Origin of the sequence: Vibrio sp. CUB2, from assembly GCF_001557945.1 — a bacterium.
In the GTDB taxonomy this organism is placed as follows: Bacteria; Pseudomonadota; Gammaproteobacteria; order Enterobacterales; family Vibrionaceae; genus Vibrio; species Vibrio owensii.
This window is the reverse complement of sequence record NZ_LNRB01000033.1, coordinates 1-16561: the sequence shown is the minus strand read 5'-3', so window position 1 is coordinate 16561 and position 16561 is coordinate 1. Positions and strand designations below refer to the sequence as shown.

The window sequence follows — 16561 nt, the reverse complement described above, 5'->3', positions numbered from 1 at the left end:
ATGAAACCTCAACTTCCTTAGCTCGGCGGCTTATACAGGTGTAGTGCGGGCAAACAAGCGGGATGTTAGCCAGCTTAAATACAGAGTCTAGAAAACCTTGTAGCGCTCTCAATGGCATAGAGAAAATGCGTTTCACCATCAGTGCGGTAGTAATGGCTAAGTCGCTGAATCGGCGAGGTCTACCACGCTTGCCTTGTTTGTTTTGTTTCCACTCAGCTATCGTTTCCTCATCAATCCAAAAGGTCAGAGAACCACGGTTGATTAAGGCTTTGTTGTACTGCTTCCAGTTAGTTGTTTTGTAACGAGGTTTAGGCATGAGGCTACGACGATTGATGGGGGTAGCCGATCAGATCGTAGCTTCTAGATTTAGTTCCATCGATTTAAGCAACAAAGCCAGAAATAATAGACCTTTCGAACAGTATTAACAGCACGGCCAGTTTCCACGTTCAGAGAACAATCAGCGATGTCTTTGTTCTATATGATTTAACATATCAACACCGTTGTGAGTCAACTAGTTATGAATCCCACCTTCTCTCACAAACATAACTTAAAGGTTCTGAATGCGTTAATAATTAAATCATCCTTTATCCGGATGAGAAGCAAAACTAACAAAAGGCCTCGGCACTTCAATACCGTTTTATAACTCACTTAGGTAAAAATGCACCTTTCAATTTTACCGTACAGAGCGCGCTTAAGCTTAGACTAAATAAGGAAAAAATAATATAAAAAGCAATGATTGAAAAACTACTTTTAGACCCCATGTGTTTACGGTAATCCATAAAGACAAGTTTCACAATGCAGATCAAGAAAGATTTCGAGTATTACCAAAATCTACATACCGCCATTACCCATGCCCTACTTCACTTATTATGTAAGGTATCGGCGTCGCAACGCTTTGTTCCCACTCAATCTCGCAATGAAATACTAATTAAGTACCTCAAACCAATGCTTGCTGATAAATCGTTATCGAATATAAAAAAAGACATAAAAATGATGATCAACACAGCGAGAAAGAAAGGAGGGAACTTAGAAATACGATTGCACAAACTGAACACTCAAGCTAACCGAACCAAACTCGCCGGCTCTGAGAAGCTCTATAGCCTATTGGCTCATCTTTATGACAAAGAAGGAATAGAGTCAAGGCTATTCGAAGAAGGAAATACAGCTGAACCGGATATTGTATATATCCTTGAGGCACAAATCGAACATGGATTTGACCTAAAGCACGAACAGTTGCGCCCTCTTTCAATGCTAATTCAATCGGAACGAGCAAATGAGCTTGTCGATTCAATCAACACTCACGGTTTTTTCGTGGCCAAAATGAAAGAGTGGAATGAAGAGGAAAAACAGGCGCATATACTAGTGCACCCGGCTGACGATTGACAGTGGCTAACATGGGCGGTTTTTGTAGTACTTCATTTCAATGGGCCTCTTTTAGCGAGAACTTAAGTTAGGCTTGCCATTTCAACTACTTATTTTACTTTAAGCTTTTAAATTCCCATTCTTGGTTATGGGTAACAGAGCCTCTGGTTTTCTACGAAGAGAAATCAACGCAAAACTCTTAGAGTGTGGGCTTCATCCAATAGAGCTCTAAAAAGCCTCTTGGTAAACCACCGTACTAGAATTGGACCACACTTTCACATGACGAATCGGGGAGAGGAACCTCCTCCCCTTCCTTCATAACTCTATTGTCGAGTAACTAGACAAGCCATTCGTTAGTCCAACAATATGCTTGCTCCACCACTCTAACGCAACCCTTCTCTTCTCAAAGAACTTATTCCGATTATAGGCATCACGGACCCCATCCCGATCCGTATGTGATAGCAAAGCTTCAATCACGACAGATTCGAAATCAGTCCTCTCATAAAGAATCGTACTGCCCAGAGATCGAGTACCATGAGATGTCATCTTCCCAGACAGGCCTAAGCGCTTAAACGCAGCATTGATCGTTTCGCTATGAACCGGCTTTTTTAATGAGGTTCTGGAAGGAAAAACATATTCACTACCACGACTGAGACTCTTAGCGGCTTTCAGGATCGAAATAACCTCCGGCGTCAATGGTATCTTGTGCATCAGCCTGTTCTTCGCTCTCTCAGCGGGTAGATACCAAACTTTTTCCTCAAAAGAAAACTCTTCCCACCTCGCTCCCGTTGCCTCATTAGAACGAGTTAATGTATGCAGTTGAAACTCAAACAATAACTTGTTTGCAGGTCGCATGGTAGATTGAACTACCATCGTTAGCAGAGTAGGAAGCTCTTTAATATCAATACAAGAGAAGTTGCCTCTCTTAGGCTTTTTAAACACATCTCTCATAGAACCAATAGGGTTATTGTGGATATAATCATTATTTACAGCAAAGTTCATAATACGACGAAATAAAGCGGTAGTCCGAACAACGGTTTCTAACTTACCTTTTCTCTCAAGAGGTCGCATTGCATCAATCCACATTGAAGCTCTAATCTCTTTGACTGGAACGTCACCTAGCTTGGAATAGATATGTAAGTTTAGTTTTTGTCGGTAACCCTCAGCCGTTTTCTTGGCCACTCGACTAGCCGCAGTTTCTAACCACAACTCTCCGATTTTTCTTACCGTGTTGCAGGCTTGACGTTTTACTTCTAACTTCTTTTTTTTGTGTTCGACTGCGAGATCTTTTCCCTGCGCTCTCAATTTGCGAAATTCTGCTGCTAGCTTTCTTGCTTCGAGTAGACTTACCTCTGGATATTTACCTAACCCTAGATTCGACCCTCGACCATCTGGTTTGGTAAATCTCAATTCCCATGCTTTTGTTCCGGACTTACGAACCGACAAATATAAACCTTGGCCATCATGAAAACGTTGCATCGTTTTTCCATTTGCAACCTTTGCTTTTTCGACGCCTTTCGCAGTCAATTTTGTGCGCATAACACCCTCACTTCTAATCAAAAATGTATAGATTTTTGGAAGCCAAATCTGGCTTTAGAGTTGGTATACATTTTTCATGAAAAAGCTTTTTCATCCATACAGTTACCGATAAGAGGATATCTTTCGATCTACTGAAGCGTACTGTGACTTTTTAACGAAAATGTATAACGGTGCCGGCAGGGATAAGTTAACTATACATTCCCTTATACGTCTAGGCGCTGGATTTTATTGAGAGATGTGGACATTATTGAGAGGTAAGAATTTGATTTTGATATAAAAAAAGACGTCCTAGGACGTCTTTTTTCATGAATGTGGCGGTGAGTGAGAGATTCGAACTCTCGATACGTAAAGCTACGCTTTCACCATCACCTAACGGCGATGTGCCGTATATAGGTCAATGACTTATCTTCAGTAAGATAGCAACGGCACTATTTATTGTGTGCGTTTGTGTGGGTTATGTTTTACCACAAATAGTATGAACATGATATTCCATTACAGACTTTACTGTGTAGAATATCGCTTTCAACCACTTCTATTAACGGAGTAATGGGAAGGTTGTTAGTAGAGGCACGCTGAAGAGGTTTGGAGCGTCCATTACTTCCTTATTTATAAGGAATTATAATGACTAACCAATTTTTGATTACGAAAGAAATAATCGAAGCGAATCTAAAGCAGACACATGGAATCACAGCCACTGAAAAGTGCGTTTTGATAACTCTTTCAAGTTACTTCGGTGATAGAGAGATGCCAACCGTGTTCACCTGCTACCCAAGCCAAAATCGTATCGCTAGAGAAGTAGGCTGTACTCGTTCAACCGTGAACAGTGCACTTCAAAAGTTTGAGCGATTAAGGTTCTTGAGGGCGAACTACCGCAGTACACCTGAAGGTGGCAACACTTCAAAACTCTATACATGGCTTGGAATTCCAACAACAGAAGAACTGGAAAGCGAAAGCTCTGACGAGCCAAGCGAATCTGACGTTGTGGAAACTAGAACGGAAGTAGAAGAAGCACTTACTGAAATGCCAGTAGTCGTGGAGCCTACACCTGCCCTTCAACCTGAAAGCAGCCATGAATCAGTGCCTGCTTCAGACTGGTGGGCCGATGTAGAAGAGGCAATCGCTGAAGATGAATCACCGTTCTGAGACAGCCCCTTCGGGGGCTTTCTTCTTTCTTTGACAGGGTATGTCTTATCATGACACTACCCCTATCTAATCACGCTACAGGCCTTGTAGCATAAAGCTTCATCCCATGTTCAACGAGTAGACACAAACATACTAAGGAACAGACTAGTTAATCTACTATTTATCCTACCAATTAATAAGTACGCTGAAAGAAAAAGAGATAAATCACAAATAGACTTCCCCCTTTCAGTGCCAATACATGTGGCCGTTCAGTGCATACATTAAACCGTCAAGTTTATACTTTATGTATACGTATTATTGATTGCTAAGCTCAATTCTCTTGGCTGATGGTTTTATTAGATTGAGACTTTCTCTGTATTTTTGTCCTTGATGCTCATTCAATTGCTTTAGCTTCGCTACCAATGCACTTGCCGAGTTGAATGCTTTCAAGTACTCGTCATACGAACAAGCATTGTCTTTAAACAGTGCTTCTAGGTTATACACCGCACTTCGAACTCGTTTCTTTTCTTCTTTTCCAAAACTTGGCCGCTTACCATTCACCCCAACTCGATGAACCTTTTGATGCATGCCGTTACTCAAGACTTCGTGTTTCGCTTTATTGGGCTTGACACCAAAATGCTTCAACATACCGTATATGGAAGCGATAACGCTGCTTATCTCTACCTTCTCAATATAGTCTTTAGACGAGACCGTTATATCGTCAACATAGCGAGTATAAGTAAGGTTCTTAGCTTGAAGTAAAGATACTAGGGCTGACTCTCTTTCCCACATAACTAGGTTTGCAACATAACTACTACAAACGCCCCCTTGTGGAACAGTACCATTTAGAGTGACTAACCCAGTGAGAATACTAGCCACTTCTTTAGGAAAGTGGAAAAGACGCATGAACATCTTTTCGACATCGGACTCACGTATGGTAGGAAAGAAATTTGTAATATCTTCACATATGATAATAGTACTCTTGGTATGTTTCTTTACGTTTCCGATATAGGAACGCCCAGAGATTGCACCTTGAATGTAGTCAGGATAGGAAACATTCTGGAACAACCTTACCTTTAGTGTCTTATGTACATCTTTCAGCGAGCGGTAAGCATCATAAGTAATACGCTTGTCGCCATTTGCCTTTGTTTTGATTCTAGCAACCCGATAGAAATCTGATGCATTTTGGGCAAGATAGCGAATACGAGGGACTGGAAGTTGAAGCATTCTTGAAAGCGCCTCTGCACTTCCAATTGCTCTCAAGTTATATGTCGGAGTCGGCGTCATCGATAAGTTGATACATGAGTGACTCAAGCTTATTTGTGAGCTCGTCACTGAATGGTAAGTCTTGCTCCTGCGATGCTAGGAACATAAAGACTGAAGTTGGGATGTCTAAAGCATGGCACAAGTCTTCAACCAGACCTAGATTAGGCTCTCGCTTACCTTGCTCTAACAGAGTAATGTACGAGGCACTTTTACCTATCCTGTCTGCCAAGTCTTTTTTCGACATTTTTCTGTGCTTTCTGCACTTCTCTAACGTATTTGAAAAATTCATAATAAAAAAATTAATGGTTTACTTTACGAACTGAAAATTGAGAGAACTTTATCAAGTAATTCAGCCCCCCTATGGATTACGCTTAACAAAACTCCGAACGTTTCCAAAACCTCACGTTTGGTAGTCTTCGTCTGCGAATTCCCAGAGAGTTCAGCGTCAATCTGCTCGATTAGCGCCTCAACTTCTGACTTCGTATTGCTATCTATATCATCATGCTTTTCACGTAAAATCTGTTTAAGAACTTCACGTGACTTCTTTAAAACTTGTGTATTCATCTAATTACCTTTTTATTCGTTGTTGGGAAATTCCCCTCCAAAAAATTACCGAACCGAATAAAATGATACAGATAGCGTAAACCACAATCTTCAGAGCAATTTTGCTCTCCCCTCCATACAATTCTCTATCAGCCTGTAAGCCTGTAAGCCTGTAAGCCTGTAAGCCTGTAAGCCTGTAAGCCTGTAAGCCTGTAAGCCTGTAAGCCTGTAAGCCTGTAAGCCTGTAAGCCGATATTCTGTCTGTGCAACGTTACGAGTCAAGCCTTTACCTGCATGGAATCAATCTTCAGCATTTAGGTTAGGTTTACGTCATTACGAGCTGTGGGTGCGACCGGATTATCACTAAGATAATCGGCATTTCTGCCAGTTACGATTCGAAAAAGGTTATTAGTTTTAAAGAGCATCAGGACGAAACATCCTGTCGAGCTTTAAGATAGCTCCAAATTGACAAATAGTCAATAGTTTACAAATAGTCAATTCAGATATTATTTAAGCTTAAGTGAGAAATAGCATTCAATTTCTTTTGATAACTAAAGCCTGACAGGTAAACCTTACCAGTCGTTAACTTACCAACACTATGCCCCACAAGCGCACCGATTAACTCTTCTCTTACTCCGTGATTGAAAAGCTCCGTCACCACGTAATGTCGCAATGAATGGAATGTTACATCTTTGATTTTCAAATGCTTAATCAGGTCAGAAAAGAACTTACTTGGCTTACCAACATAGCCGTTGTATTTGCTGTATGGCAGCTCAAACAGTGCTTCATCATCACTTTCATCTTCGACTAGCTCACTAAACAACTTCTTTAACTCGTCGGTTATTGGAATCTCACGAGCACTAGCTGAGTTCTTGAGTTTCTTATCAGTGTGAGAGTCATTGATACTCAAACTTGGTTGCTTACCTAAGTCAATGTCGCCAACTCTTAGTTGAGCTAACTCATTGAGCCTACAACCCGTTAGAGCTGCAATACGAGGTAGATAGTACTTCCATCTATCCACTTCATTCTTGTATCTCTCTGTGGCTTGTAGGAGCATTTTAAGCTCGCTTTCAGCAATAGCTCTAGTTGGCCGAACTGGCTTCTTCTCTACACTGATTTTGAACCATTCAGTTTCAACCTTATGCCCTAGACGATTGAAACAGCTAGAGAGTAAACGGAGTTTTTTCTTCATAATAGTAGCACTACAAGTCTGTGTTTGCTTCCACTTTTCAATGTGAGCACTCCTTACGCTATCTAGTGTCATTGACGGAGCAAGGCACTGAACGAAACTAACCCAACAATTGCGGTATTCTGTTTGACTCTTAGTACTCAAGTCCACGAGGCTTGCTTCAATATCAATGTTGCCTAACAGTAGGCTTTCCTTCTTTTTTTCTCCCCTGAAGTCGTCATAAATTGACTTAACTTCGTCAATGGTAGGGCTAGAAAGCTGAAGAAGTCGATTAGCTAAATCAGAAGCCAACCTAACAGCAGTGAGGTAATCTCTTGTTTTTAAACTCAGAGTTGGCTGGTGGTGCTTGCCATTATTCCTAATGCTCCATCGAAAGGTATAGACACCTGTTCTACTGGTAAAAAGGTACAATGCTTTGCGTGAAGGTAAGCGATGATTCGATAGCATGTGTTAGCTCCAGTGTGGGCTGCTGCTATCTTGTAGAACCTTCAGATATGAAAAAAGGCCTGATAAATCAGACCTTCAAGAATGTGGCGGTGAGTGAGAGATTCGAACTCTCGATACGTTGCCGTATACACACTTTCCAGGCGTGCTCCTTCAGCCACTCGGACAACTCACCGAATCAAATTGTGGTTAGCATCATTGGCTAACGAGGCGCTAATTTAATGATTATGTGTCTGATGGTCAAGGCTAAACACGAAAAAAAGCGCCCTTTTGCGTTTGTTTGCTCACTATCTAGCTAAATTGCATAAAACAGGGGCAATTATGCTTCTTGATAGTAACCAGGAACGCGGAACCAGCGGCGGCACTGATCGAGGAAGTAACCGTAAAGTACACCCATACCACAAGACACAACTGCATTACTCGCTACTGCGGTGATGATTTGGTCGGTAGATGCGCCTACGGCAAACAAAATGCCTGCGTAGACTGGAGATTGGAACAATACGTACGCCACCAAGTCAGACACATTCTTCATAAACGAATAAGGGGATAGTTTGTTACCTTGGCGTAATACCCAATCACGGAACATACCGTAAGGCCATGCAATCGCGATGTTTACCGGGATAGACAATGTGCGTGATGCTAAAGACTGCTCAAACGTCATACCCGAAATCAAGATCTCGATAATCATCCCTGTGATAAAACAAAAAACCACCATAGCAAAGGTATCCGCTGCGGCATTGCGAATACAAAATGGTCCACGAGACTTCATTTACAACCTCTAAAATCAAATACCAATAAAAACGACATCTATAAAATCATTTACTGCATTTAAAACCACATAGCAGTCAATGCCGCTATTAGACCATAAGATTTTCAGTTTATGATTCCGTTTTTAATTATCAGTTGTAAATTAATAACCAACTTTAAGGTTAAAAGTAGCAGCTTTCACCATAATCAGTAAAAACCGCCTTAAATCGACCTAAAATGAAGTTTAAAAACGTAATTTATTTACCAATAAACGACTTAGCTCGCGCAAAAACACAAAAAACCAGAGGAATATCTGGTAAGTGAATTTCAAAAAGATCAGCTTATGCTACTTGGGAGAGTAAATTCAGAGTAAACGCGAAGTTTGTAGAGTTGGGAAGATGGAAAGAAGCCAAAAGTAGTGCAGACAAACGCCCGCACCACTTTGTAGAATTGAATAGGTTATTGATCTGCGAGCAGCATAGTCAGTTTGTCGATATCTTCTTGTTCAGGAGCGAGCGCTTTACTTAAATAACCCTCGATACGCTGGATAACCTTGTTTAGCTCGTCTGAGACAGTTGGCTGTACACTCTCAAAAATATGAGAGAGCGTTGACATTGCCTGTTCCAAATTGTCGTCATCTAGCGCCATATAGAAGTTCAGCAGTAGCGCCTCTGCGTTTTGTGGTTTGGGCTGCTCGTCACTCTTTTTATCTTGATACTGATACAGCATTGAAGCGTGTCGGTACAAGGCATCATCAAGCTCAGATTCAACAATAGGTTTGGCAATAATATGGTTGGCCCCCACGTCAAGCATGCGTTCTTGTGTCTCTTTGAATACATCGGCAGTACAACCAAAGATAAGCACAGAACTTGCTGGCGTATCCATAGAGCGAATCACTGCAATGGCCCCCACTCCATCGAGCACTGGCATGTGGTTATCCATTAAGACCAAATCGAACTCTTGCTTCGTTACCTGCTCTACCGCTTGTTGCCCGTTCTCGACACAAACACACACAAAGCCTTTAGACCGTAAGAAGGTCTCCATAATGATGGTATTGGTGCGGTTATCTTCTACGATAAGAGCGCGTAACCCTTGGCAATCGAGTCTATGTGTATTGGTTGATTCCAAAACACCCGCTTCACACGGGTTAAGTTCTAGTTCGACAACAAACTTGGTGCCAATACACTCTTGGCTTTGTACTGTAATGCCTCCGCCCATGTGTTCAGAAATTTGCTTCACGATCGCAAGCCCCAAGCCTGTACCGCCAAAACGTCGAGTCGTAGAAGACTCTGCTTGTTCAAACGGTCTGAAAATGCGCTTTTGCGCGTCTGGATTGATGCCGATACCGGTATCTTTCACACTGATGGTCAGCTTGGTTTTGTCTTTGTGTACATGCTCTGCCAACTCGACTTCGACAAAGCCTCGGTCTGTGAATTTCACAGCGTTGTTGAGCAAATTAAACAACACTTGGCGCAAACGTGCTTTGTCATTGTTGTACCAACGACCTTCCGGCACATTTGAAATAATGCGGAATTGCAGACCTTTTTCAGCACATAAAGTGTGATAAACACTGTTGATACTGCCGAGGATCGATTCAATTGGGAAAGGCGTGTTATCCAGCTCAATGTGCCCCTGCTCGATCTTCGAATAATCAAGGATCTCATTGAGCAACGTCATCATATGATCGCCTGAATCATACAAGGTGTTGAGATGCTTTCTTTGTTCATCCGTCAGTTGAGTCTTCAACAAGATTTGGGCAGTTCCCAACACGCCATTCATCGGTGTTCGAATTTCATGAGACAAAGTTGCTAGGAAAGCCGTTTTCGCATTGGTGGACGCTTGAGCTTTTACTCTCTCGCGCTCAAGGTAAATGGTTTTCTCGTTGAACTTGGTGATCAGGTGGCCAATCTCGTCTTCACTGTCATAGGCAATATCGATGATGCCACCAGTTTTGGAGTCATCCACTTTCTGAGCGATACGTACGATGGGTTCAACGATGTATCGGTTTAACAGGTAGTAACCCACCAGAACACACAGAAGCAAAAATGGGATGATGCCGGTCTCGACACTCATTACCTGATTGAAGACTTGATCAGATACTTTGACTTTCGCGTTGACCACGTCCATGCGCCAATCAAAACCACCAAAGCCTAATTGGCTAATGTAAATGTCTTTGGTGAGGTGGAAGTTGTGCTCAATAACAACTTGGTCATCAGCATCACGAATTACAACGCCCAATGAGTATTGGTTAGTATGCTCACGAATGAACTGGAATAAGGCCTCTAAAGATAAGTCTACGGTTGCGACGCCAGCAAAAACGCCATCTTTATAGTAAGGCGCTGAAGCGGTGATCATCTGTACCTGAGTGAAGGTATCGATGTACACGCCAGACCAACTGACTGATCCTGCAGGCTGGTTTACTACAGATTGGTACCAAGGCTCATTGTCGTAGCCACCGGATTCTGGATTATTGTAGGAGTGGATTTGATCAAGACTGCCGTTTTCATTCTTATTGAAAAACAAGCTCGTGTATTGCCAGCGTTCATCTTTAAGTATCGGTTTTGGCCATAAACCACCACTCACAATGATGTCGTCACTGACTGCAAGTAATTGTGGAATGGTATCTTGAAGTGAAATACTTGGCGTTGGCGTCTGCCCTAACCCCACTAAGCTATTTAAGAGTCCAACCGAACTCGTCAGAGGCCCTTCTATCTGTGAGGCAAGCAATTGGGTACGCAGATCCAGATTACGTTCGAGTTTTTCACGCACTGGAGGCTCGACCACAAGGTACACAACAGAACCAATGGTCGCGATGAAAAAGCACAAATAAAGCGTTAGGGCGAGAATGCTTTTTTTTCTGAGTGATGAACGAATTTCCATAGATGTAGACGAATCATTCCCTAATATCGATTTATCAATAATTGATTGGTAATATGAGCGCAACCAACCAGCCCATTAACAAATGGTATTCTATTTTGAAACTACAAGACATCCTTTCTCTTCCAGAACTTGATGGAAAACTACTAAACCTAGCGAAAACTCAAGGCTTTGTAACGTCTATGGCGTGTGCGCCAAACGTGTTGAATCCTCAAGAGTGGCTGCCATTCCTATGGGGCGGTGAAGAAACTGCACCTTTCTCTGATGGTGAGCAACTAGAGCAGTACATCGATGAAATCGTTCAAATGTGGAACCAAACTCGCCCAGCACTTCTAGAAGGTGCGTGGCAATGGCCTGAAGGTTGCGAACTAGATGATCAAGATATCGTGTCAGCAAACACTCGCGATTTCTGTGAAGGTGTACTTCAAGGCTGGCAAATTACTCGTGATGATTGGGAAAACTTAATGCCTGCAGATAGCGAAGACAGTGCTCTACTAGGTGGTGTTCTGCTTTCTCTCACCATGCTTTACGATCCAGAAACGACTATCGCAACACTTGCAGAACAAGGTATGGAAGGTCTTGAGCAGTTTGAAGAAATCTTCAATGCAATGCCGATGATGCTTGGCGGCCTGACTCAACGCGGTGTAATGCTAGCAGAAGAAGAGTAAACGCTCTGCTCAGCTAAAACAGGCGACATATAATGAAAAAGCTCTCCACACCGGAGAGCTTTTTTGATCAATCAAGAATAACGTGAGGAATGTAGCGCGCCATATCTTGAGTCACTAAACTGCTGTCTTCTCGAATCGAAATCCCTGCAGCTTTGTCATTTACGAGCCAACTGCCAATGAGCGTATGGCTTTGGCCAAATTTGGGTAGCGGATGATATTGCTGAACGATGTTTGGACTCGATTCGTACGGCCCAGGAGTTTTCACCAAACGCTGCCCATTTTTAACGATCTCTATGTTTGCGCCTTCACGAGAAAACAGTGGCTTGATGACATAGTCTTTCAAACTGCTCGCTTTTGGATCGTTGGCAAAATACGCAGGCAGGAGATTAGGATGATTTGGAAAACGCTCCCAAAGCAACGGCAACAAGGCTTTATTGGACAGAATCGATTTCCACATCGGCTCTATCCAGTTTACACTCGATGTTGCTAAATACTTGCTGTATTCCTCTTCGAACATAAATTCCCAAGGATAGAGTTTAAACATCCAGCGGATCGCTCGGTCATCAGCATCCACAAACTGTCCGTCTTCTGTCACACCAATATCTTCAACAAAAACAAATGCGGTTGCTACCCCTGCTTCACGAGCGCAATCTTCTAGATATTGCACTGTGCCTTTGTCTTCTTCGGTGTATTTACAACAACTAAAGTGCAGCGTTTGTCCTGGTTGCAGTTTGGCAATGTCAGCGAAGCGCTCAATAAGGAAATCTTGCAGAATATTAAACTGATCCGCACTTTGGTGGATACGGCCTTTGTTGACGATATCTTCTAGCCACACCCACTGCCAGAAGCCAGTCTCAAATAGCGACGTTGGTGTGTCTGCATTGTTTTCTAATAGCTTTGCAGGAGAGGAACCGTTGTACGCAAAGTCCATTCTCGAATAGAGAGAAGGCTCTCTTCGCTGCCAAGAAGAAGCAACTTGTGACCACATGGCTTCAGGAATGGCGCATTGAGTCAGTAATCGCTCACTTCTGACCAATTGATCCACGGTTTCAAGGCACATTTGATGAAGCTCCTCGGTTGGCGCTTCAATATCTTGCTCTATTTGCGAAAGGGAAAACTGATAGTAAGCACTCTCATCCCAGTAGGGTTGATCATACATTGAATGAAAGCCAAAACCAAACTGGCGTGCCAATTCACGCCAGTTTTCTCTTTCTTGTATTTCTCGTCGAAACATCGTTGTTAACCGCCACGACTCACAGACACCGCTTTACCAAATCCGCCTCGGGACATAGCACGACCAATCGTACCGCCGCCTCGCTTGTTTAGGTTACTTGTCGCAACTTTGGTGGATTGATTACGGTAAGAACCGTAGAACTGCCCTGCACCGTTGTAATACTTAGACTTGTAGCGATACATCGGCTCTGAGTAATAGCTTTTGTTGTATCCACTCAAACCGCTCACTGCGCGGCTGAAAAAGTAGCCCCCCACAAACGGTACGTAAGAACGGTGGCGTGAGCTGTAATAACAATCGTCTTCGTAGAAATCGTCCTCACATTCGAACTCATTGTTATAGCGCGGTGCGTTTTCTTCCGCTCTAGCCATTGCTTCTTGGTAAGCGATTTCACATTGCTCGCTGAACTCTGGCGCGTCCGATTTACATTCATCCGCATCGGCATAGATATAGCCTTCGGTTTTCGACTCATGCGTTGCCAGAAAAAAGATACCGCCAAAAGCGACGAATGGAATGATTCGTCCGACTTTAAAGCTTTTGTCCATTGAAGAACGTTTGACGTTAGAACTGCGTTTCATCGCTCCTCCTAATACGTCATACAAGCCGCGTTCAGCACGCCGACAGATACCGAAACAGCAGCCAGAACAATGCCCGCCGGTACTTCATCGTTCTCAATACGCTCTGAGACTTTTGGTAATAGAATGAAGCGCACAATACCGAATGCAATGATCTGCGCAAGCATGGCTACAACGCCCCACACCATGAAGTCGACGATGTTAACTGAGTTAGTCGCAGCACCTGCAATCGCAAGGCAGTAGCCTAGAAAAGCACCGCTTAATGCAACGGCAGCGGCAGTGTTCTTTTCTTCTTTGATCAAATGCCACTCATCGTATGGAGTCAGTTTGACGTAGATGAATTTGAACGCCAGTACGAAAATAATCGACACCGAAAAATAGAGAAGAAAGTTAGGAAAACCTGCCAACAGGTCGGCAATCATATGCATTATTTGTCCTTGTTCATGTCTGTCCAAGCGAAATCATCAATTCGCTCGTCGGCAATATAAAACAGTTTGGTGTTTGGTGGCACTTGAGCGCTAAGTTCAGGGTTTAGCTCAATACCGCTGCCAAGATCGAAGGCGATCAACGTCGCTTGATGATGCTTCTTAATAAAACCAAAGATCGTTTCAACATTCGTGATTGGTTGATCGTCAGGGTAAATCACAGAGTACTGGGTCATACCACGTGTCGAAGCGAGTAACTCTTGGTGCAATGCACTAGAGCCCGGATCGACTGCCGCTTTAGCAAGCATCTCTGCACCAACTGCAGGAATACACTCTGCTTTCGGACAGTGCTGACTAAGTAAGCGACCCAAAGCATCATCTTTAAAATAGGCAAGCAAGTGTGCATCAGGATTCACAGAGGCACAATACAAGGCGGCTGAGAGGGTAATATCATCGGTGAGATTATCAACAATGATACAGTTGGCTCCGATGATATTGGCGTTCTTCATCTCTTGCGCGTCGGTGTAACTGTTCACCTTGATAAAACCAATCTCACCCGGTAGTGGGTTTTCAATGTCTGAACGACTACACAAAACGATTGGACGTTTGCCGTGTTCTTCATGTTGCAACATACGGATCAGATGCATGGTACGTGCGCCATTCCAACCCAGTAATACGATATGGTTTTCCACTCTTACTCTCCGTTTCCCTAGTATGCCTGCTCGCCAATAATCAATAGCACCGCCCGCCACTCGTCCCAAAATGGCAGCAAATAAGCTCAAACCACCCGGGATAATAAACAACACCACAACCCACTTACCCATATCACTTGAGGGTGATAAATCGCCATAACCAACCGTTGAAGCGGTCACCATGAGGTAGTAAATGAAGTTTGAGAAGTTATCAGTCAGAGCATGCTCTCCGGCGAGAGTCAGCAATGACCATGAGATGGCAATGTATGCGCCACTAATGACGAGTAGGTTTCGGTTGCTCAATTTAAAAAGGTGAGCACTAAACCACTTTTTCAGTACTAGCCATACAGCCATAAGTGTCCGATTCCTTTCTGATTGCTATAACTAAATACTAACCTATTGATTGTAAGAAACAAAAAACCCAGCCATATTCGGCTGGTTTTTGAGATTTGTCTTAACAAACCGCAATCTAAATAACAGAAAGATTAAGCGTTCCCTTTCACCTGCATGTTCAACTGCTCAGCAAAATCTAACATGCGGTTCAGTGGGATAAGTGATTTCACACGCAGCGCTTCATCAACGAAGATTTCGTGTTCTGCACCACCTTCATTCAATGCTTTTTCAATCGCTTTAAGACCGTTCATCGCCATCCAAGGACAGTGTGCACAGCTGCGACATGTTGCGCCTGCGCCTGCCGTTGGTGCTTCAATCAATTCTTTCTCTGGCACTAGCTGCTGCATCTTGAAGAAGATGCCTTTGTCAGTCGCAACGATCATTTGTTGATGAGGAAGCTCTTTCGCTGCCTTGATTAGCTGACTCGTAGAGCCAACCGCATCTGCTAGTTCAACCACACTCGCTGGAGACTCTGGGTGCACTAGGATTGCCGCGTCTGGGTAGACACTCTTCATCTTGCGTAGCGCATCTGCAGAGAACTCATCGTGCACCACACATTCACCTTGCCATAGCAACATGTCTGCGCCAGTTTTGTTTGCGATGTAAGAACCTAAGTGACGGTCAGGCCCCCAGATGATTGGCTTATCTTCTGAATCTAAGTGCTCTACGATTTCAAGCGCGATACTAGAAGTTACCACCCAATCTGCGCGTGCTTTTACTGCCGCAGATGTGTTTGCGTAAACCACAACCGTATGGTCTGGGTGCGCATCACAGAACTCGCTGAACTTGTCCGCAGGACAACCAAGATCAAGTGAACATTCTGCTTCTAGCGTAGGCATTAGAATGCGCTTTTCTGGTGTCAGGATCTTCGCAGACTCACCCATAAAGCGAACACCACCAATGATCAGCGTACTTGCCGGATGACGGTTACCAAGTTTTGCCATTTCCAGCGAATCACCAACGAAACCGCCGGTCTCTTCAGCCAGAGCTTGGATTTCAGGATCGGTATAGTAGTGGGCGATAAGTACCGCGTCTTTTTCTTTAAGCAGCTTTTTGATTCGCTCGATGTAATCGGCTTTTTCTTCTTGGCTTAATGGGATTGGTTTTGGTGGGAATGGGTAAACTGTGTCGATTTTATCTAATATGTGGCTCATTGCTCTTGCTCTACGCAACTTCCTTTAATCCGAGTATTGTAACCTTGTTGATTTTCAAAAACCAACCCGTAACCGGAATTTATAGCAGTCTAGCCGTATATCTTTGTTGTAAGTAACAATTCTAATTGCTGCTCATGAACATTCGTTGCATGAATCATTCTTCTTTTAAAGTCGTAAAGCCAAAGCAAAGAAAAAGGGAACCGAGGCTCTAATGCCGTTCACTTAAGGTGAGCGGCATTGTTTTTTCTAGGGTATCGGCTAGGTTTTTTCTTCACTACTCTAGGGAAGGATCTTTCCCGTCTTGGCTCTAATATTAAACTCTCGCTTATTGAGT

The 16561-nt window shown here is 43.2% G+C and carries 16 protein-coding genes and 1 tRNA gene; 3 read left to right on the top strand and 14 right to left on the bottom strand.

Annotation, left to right across the window (positions count from 1 at the left end):
- On the bottom strand, positions 1 to 316 hold a 316-nt coding region (locus tag ATB78_RS26945), incomplete at its 3' end, for a transposase (protein ID WP_179946996.1).
- Positions 317 to 795: 479 nt separating this feature from the next.
- Here ATB78_RS26945 and ATB78_RS26940 point away from each other — a divergent pair.
- Positions 796 to 1383 carry a DUF2913 family protein gene (locus ATB78_RS26940; protein WP_061011077.1) on the top strand — a complete coding sequence of 196 codons (588 nt, stop codon included), beginning with the start codon at positions 796 to 798 and terminating at the stop codon, positions 1381 to 1383.
- Between the two features lie 294 nt (positions 1384 to 1677).
- On the opposite strand, the gene ATB78_RS26935 is transcribed toward ATB78_RS26940, so the two are convergent.
- Positions 1678 to 2901: an integrase arm-type DNA-binding domain-containing protein gene (locus ATB78_RS26935; RefSeq protein ID WP_061011076.1), complete on the bottom strand. Its 1224-nt coding sequence runs from the start codon at positions 2899 to 2901 to the stop codon at positions 1678 to 1680.
- A gap of 621 nt (positions 2902 to 3522) precedes the next feature.
- Between ATB78_RS26935 and ATB78_RS26930 the strand changes: the two genes are divergently transcribed.
- The gene (locus tag ATB78_RS26930; RefSeq protein WP_061011075.1) at positions 3523 to 4044 is read left to right on the top strand and encodes a helix-turn-helix domain-containing protein; all 522 of its coding nucleotides are present in this window, start codon (positions 3523 to 3525) and stop codon (positions 4042 to 4044) included.
- A 294-nt stretch (positions 4045 to 4338) separates the two neighbouring features.
- Here ATB78_RS26930 and ATB78_RS26925 read toward each other — a convergent pair whose 3' ends face one another.
- The 7 genes from ATB78_RS26925 to ATB78_RS26895 all read right to left on the bottom strand — a co-directional run bounded on the left by ATB78_RS26925 (position 4339) and on the right by ATB78_RS26895 (position 11092).
- The gene (locus tag ATB78_RS26925) at positions 4339 to 5250 is read right to left on the bottom strand and encodes a reverse transcriptase family protein (RefSeq protein WP_240537445.1); all 912 of its coding nucleotides are present in this window, start codon (positions 5248 to 5250) and stop codon (positions 4339 to 4341) included.
- A gap of 37 nt (positions 5251 to 5287) precedes the next feature.
- Positions 5288 to 5578, bottom strand: a complete 291-nt coding sequence (locus ATB78_RS26920) for a helix-turn-helix transcriptional regulator (protein WP_061011073.1) — start codon at positions 5576 to 5578, stop codon at positions 5288 to 5290.
- A gap of 23 nt (positions 5579 to 5601) precedes the next feature.
- A complete protein-coding gene (locus ATB78_RS26915) occupies positions 5602 to 5853 on the bottom strand; it encodes a hypothetical protein (protein WP_061011072.1) in 252 nt (83 codons plus the stop codon).
- Positions 5854 to 6331: 478 nt separating this feature from the next.
- Positions 6332 to 7468, bottom strand: coding sequence for a site-specific integrase (locus ATB78_RS26910; RefSeq protein ID WP_061011071.1), 1137 nt, complete (start codon positions 7466 to 7468; stop codon positions 6332 to 6334).
- An 84-nt stretch (positions 7469 to 7552) separates the two neighbouring features.
- Positions 7553 to 7640 (bottom strand) — tRNA-Ser (locus tag ATB78_RS26905).
- Between the two features lie 144 nt (positions 7641 to 7784).
- Entirely contained in the window at positions 7785 to 8234 is a 450-nt protein-coding gene (locus tag ATB78_RS26900) for an L-alanine exporter AlaE (protein ID WP_061011070.1), read from the bottom strand.
- 437 nt (positions 8235 to 8671) lie between these two features.
- Positions 8672 to 11092 (bottom strand): hybrid sensor histidine kinase/response regulator, encoded by a 2421-nt coding sequence (locus ATB78_RS26895; protein ID WP_061011069.1) that lies wholly within the window; start codon positions 11090 to 11092, stop codon positions 8672 to 8674.
- Positions 11093 to 11145: 53 nt separating this feature from the next.
- Here ATB78_RS26895 and ATB78_RS26890 point away from each other — a divergent pair, with 53 nt between their 5' ends.
- Positions 11146 to 11757, top strand: coding sequence for a YecA family protein (locus ATB78_RS26890; protein WP_020195632.1), 612 nt, complete (start codon positions 11146 to 11148; stop codon positions 11755 to 11757).
- Positions 11758 to 11824: 67 nt separating this feature from the next.
- Here the strand turns inward: ATB78_RS26890 and ATB78_RS26885 are convergent, their stop codons facing one another.
- The 5 genes from ATB78_RS26885 to nadA all read right to left on the bottom strand — a co-directional run bounded on the left by ATB78_RS26885 (position 11825) and on the right by nadA (position 16227).
- Positions 11825 to 12991: a glutathionylspermidine synthase family protein gene (locus ATB78_RS26885; protein WP_061011068.1), complete on the bottom strand. Its 1167-nt coding sequence runs from the start codon at positions 12989 to 12991 to the stop codon at positions 11825 to 11827.
- 5 nt (positions 12992 to 12996) lie between these two features.
- Positions 12997 to 13566 carry a DUF1190 domain-containing protein gene (locus tag ATB78_RS26880; RefSeq protein WP_009707073.1) on the bottom strand — a complete coding sequence of 190 codons (570 nt, stop codon included), beginning with the start codon at positions 13564 to 13566 and terminating at the stop codon, positions 12997 to 12999.
- A gap of 8 nt (positions 13567 to 13574) precedes the next feature.
- The gene (locus ATB78_RS26875; protein ID WP_005441732.1) at positions 13575 to 13991 is read right to left on the bottom strand and encodes a DUF350 domain-containing protein; all 417 of its coding nucleotides are present in this window, start codon (positions 13989 to 13991) and stop codon (positions 13575 to 13577) included.
- Positions 13991 to 15034 carry an ion channel gene (locus ATB78_RS26870; protein WP_061011067.1) on the bottom strand — a complete coding sequence of 348 codons (1044 nt, stop codon included), beginning with the start codon at positions 15032 to 15034 and terminating at the stop codon, positions 13991 to 13993. The genes ATB78_RS26875 and ATB78_RS26870 overlap by 1 nt, the downstream gene beginning before the upstream one ends.
- A gap of 131 nt (positions 15035 to 15165) precedes the next feature.
- Complete coding sequence (gene nadA / locus ATB78_RS26865; RefSeq protein WP_061011066.1) at positions 15166 to 16227, bottom strand: quinolinate synthase NadA; 1062 nt, start codon at positions 16225 to 16227, stop codon at positions 15166 to 15168.
- Positions 16228 to 16561: the final 334 nt, after the last annotated feature.

What these genes read in the sequence shown, in the direction of transcription:
- ATB78_RS26885 (WP_061011068.1), bottom strand. Translation starts at nt 12,991, where the DNA reads ATGTTTCGACGAGAAATACAAGAAAGAGAAAACTGGCGTGAATTGGCA.
- nadA (WP_061011066.1), bottom strand. Translation starts at nt 16,227, where the DNA reads ATGAGCCACATATTAGATAAAATCGACACAGTTTACCCATTCCCACCA.
- ATB78_RS26940 (WP_061011077.1), top strand. Translation starts at nt 796, where the DNA reads ATGCAGATCAAGAAAGATTTCGAGTATTACCAAAATCTACATACCGCC.
- ATB78_RS26935 (WP_061011076.1), bottom strand. Translation starts at nt 2,901, where the DNA reads ATGCGCACAAAATTGACTGCGAAAGGCGTCGAAAAAGCAAAGGTTGCA.
- ATB78_RS26900 (WP_061011070.1), bottom strand. Translation starts at nt 8,234, where the DNA reads ATGAAGTCTCGTGGACCATTTTGTATTCGCAATGCCGCAGCGGATACC.
- ATB78_RS26920 (WP_061011073.1), bottom strand. Translation starts at nt 5,578, where the DNA reads ATGAATTTTTCAAATACGTTAGAGAAGTGCAGAAAGCACAGAAAAATG.
- ATB78_RS26895 (WP_061011069.1), bottom strand. Translation starts at nt 11,092, where the DNA reads ATGGAAATTCGTTCATCACTCAGAAAAAAAAGCATTCTCGCCCTAACG.
- ATB78_RS26930 (WP_061011075.1), top strand. Translation starts at nt 3,523, where the DNA reads ATGACTAACCAATTTTTGATTACGAAAGAAATAATCGAAGCGAATCTA.
- ATB78_RS26875 (WP_005441732.1), bottom strand. Translation starts at nt 13,991, where the DNA reads ATGCATATGATTGCCGACCTGTTGGCAGGTTTTCCTAACTTTCTTCTC.
- ATB78_RS26880 (WP_009707073.1), bottom strand. Translation starts at nt 13,566, where the DNA reads ATGAAACGCAGTTCTAACGTCAAACGTTCTTCAATGGACAAAAGCTTT.
- ATB78_RS26915 (WP_061011072.1), bottom strand. Translation starts at nt 5,853, where the DNA reads ATGAATACACAAGTTTTAAAGAAGTCACGTGAAGTTCTTAAACAGATT.
- ATB78_RS26910 (WP_061011071.1), bottom strand. Translation starts at nt 7,468, where the DNA reads ATGCTATCGAATCATCGCTTACCTTCACGCAAAGCATTGTACCTTTTT.
- ATB78_RS26890 (WP_020195632.1), top strand. Translation starts at nt 11,146, where the DNA reads ATGAGCGCAACCAACCAGCCCATTAACAAATGGTATTCTATTTTGAAA.
- ATB78_RS26925 (WP_240537445.1), bottom strand. Translation starts at nt 5,250, where the DNA reads ATGCTTCAACTTCCAGTCCCTCGTATTCGCTATCTTGCCCAAAATGCA.
- ATB78_RS26870 (WP_061011067.1), bottom strand. Translation starts at nt 15,034, where the DNA reads ATGGCTGTATGGCTAGTACTGAAAAAGTGGTTTAGTGCTCACCTTTTT.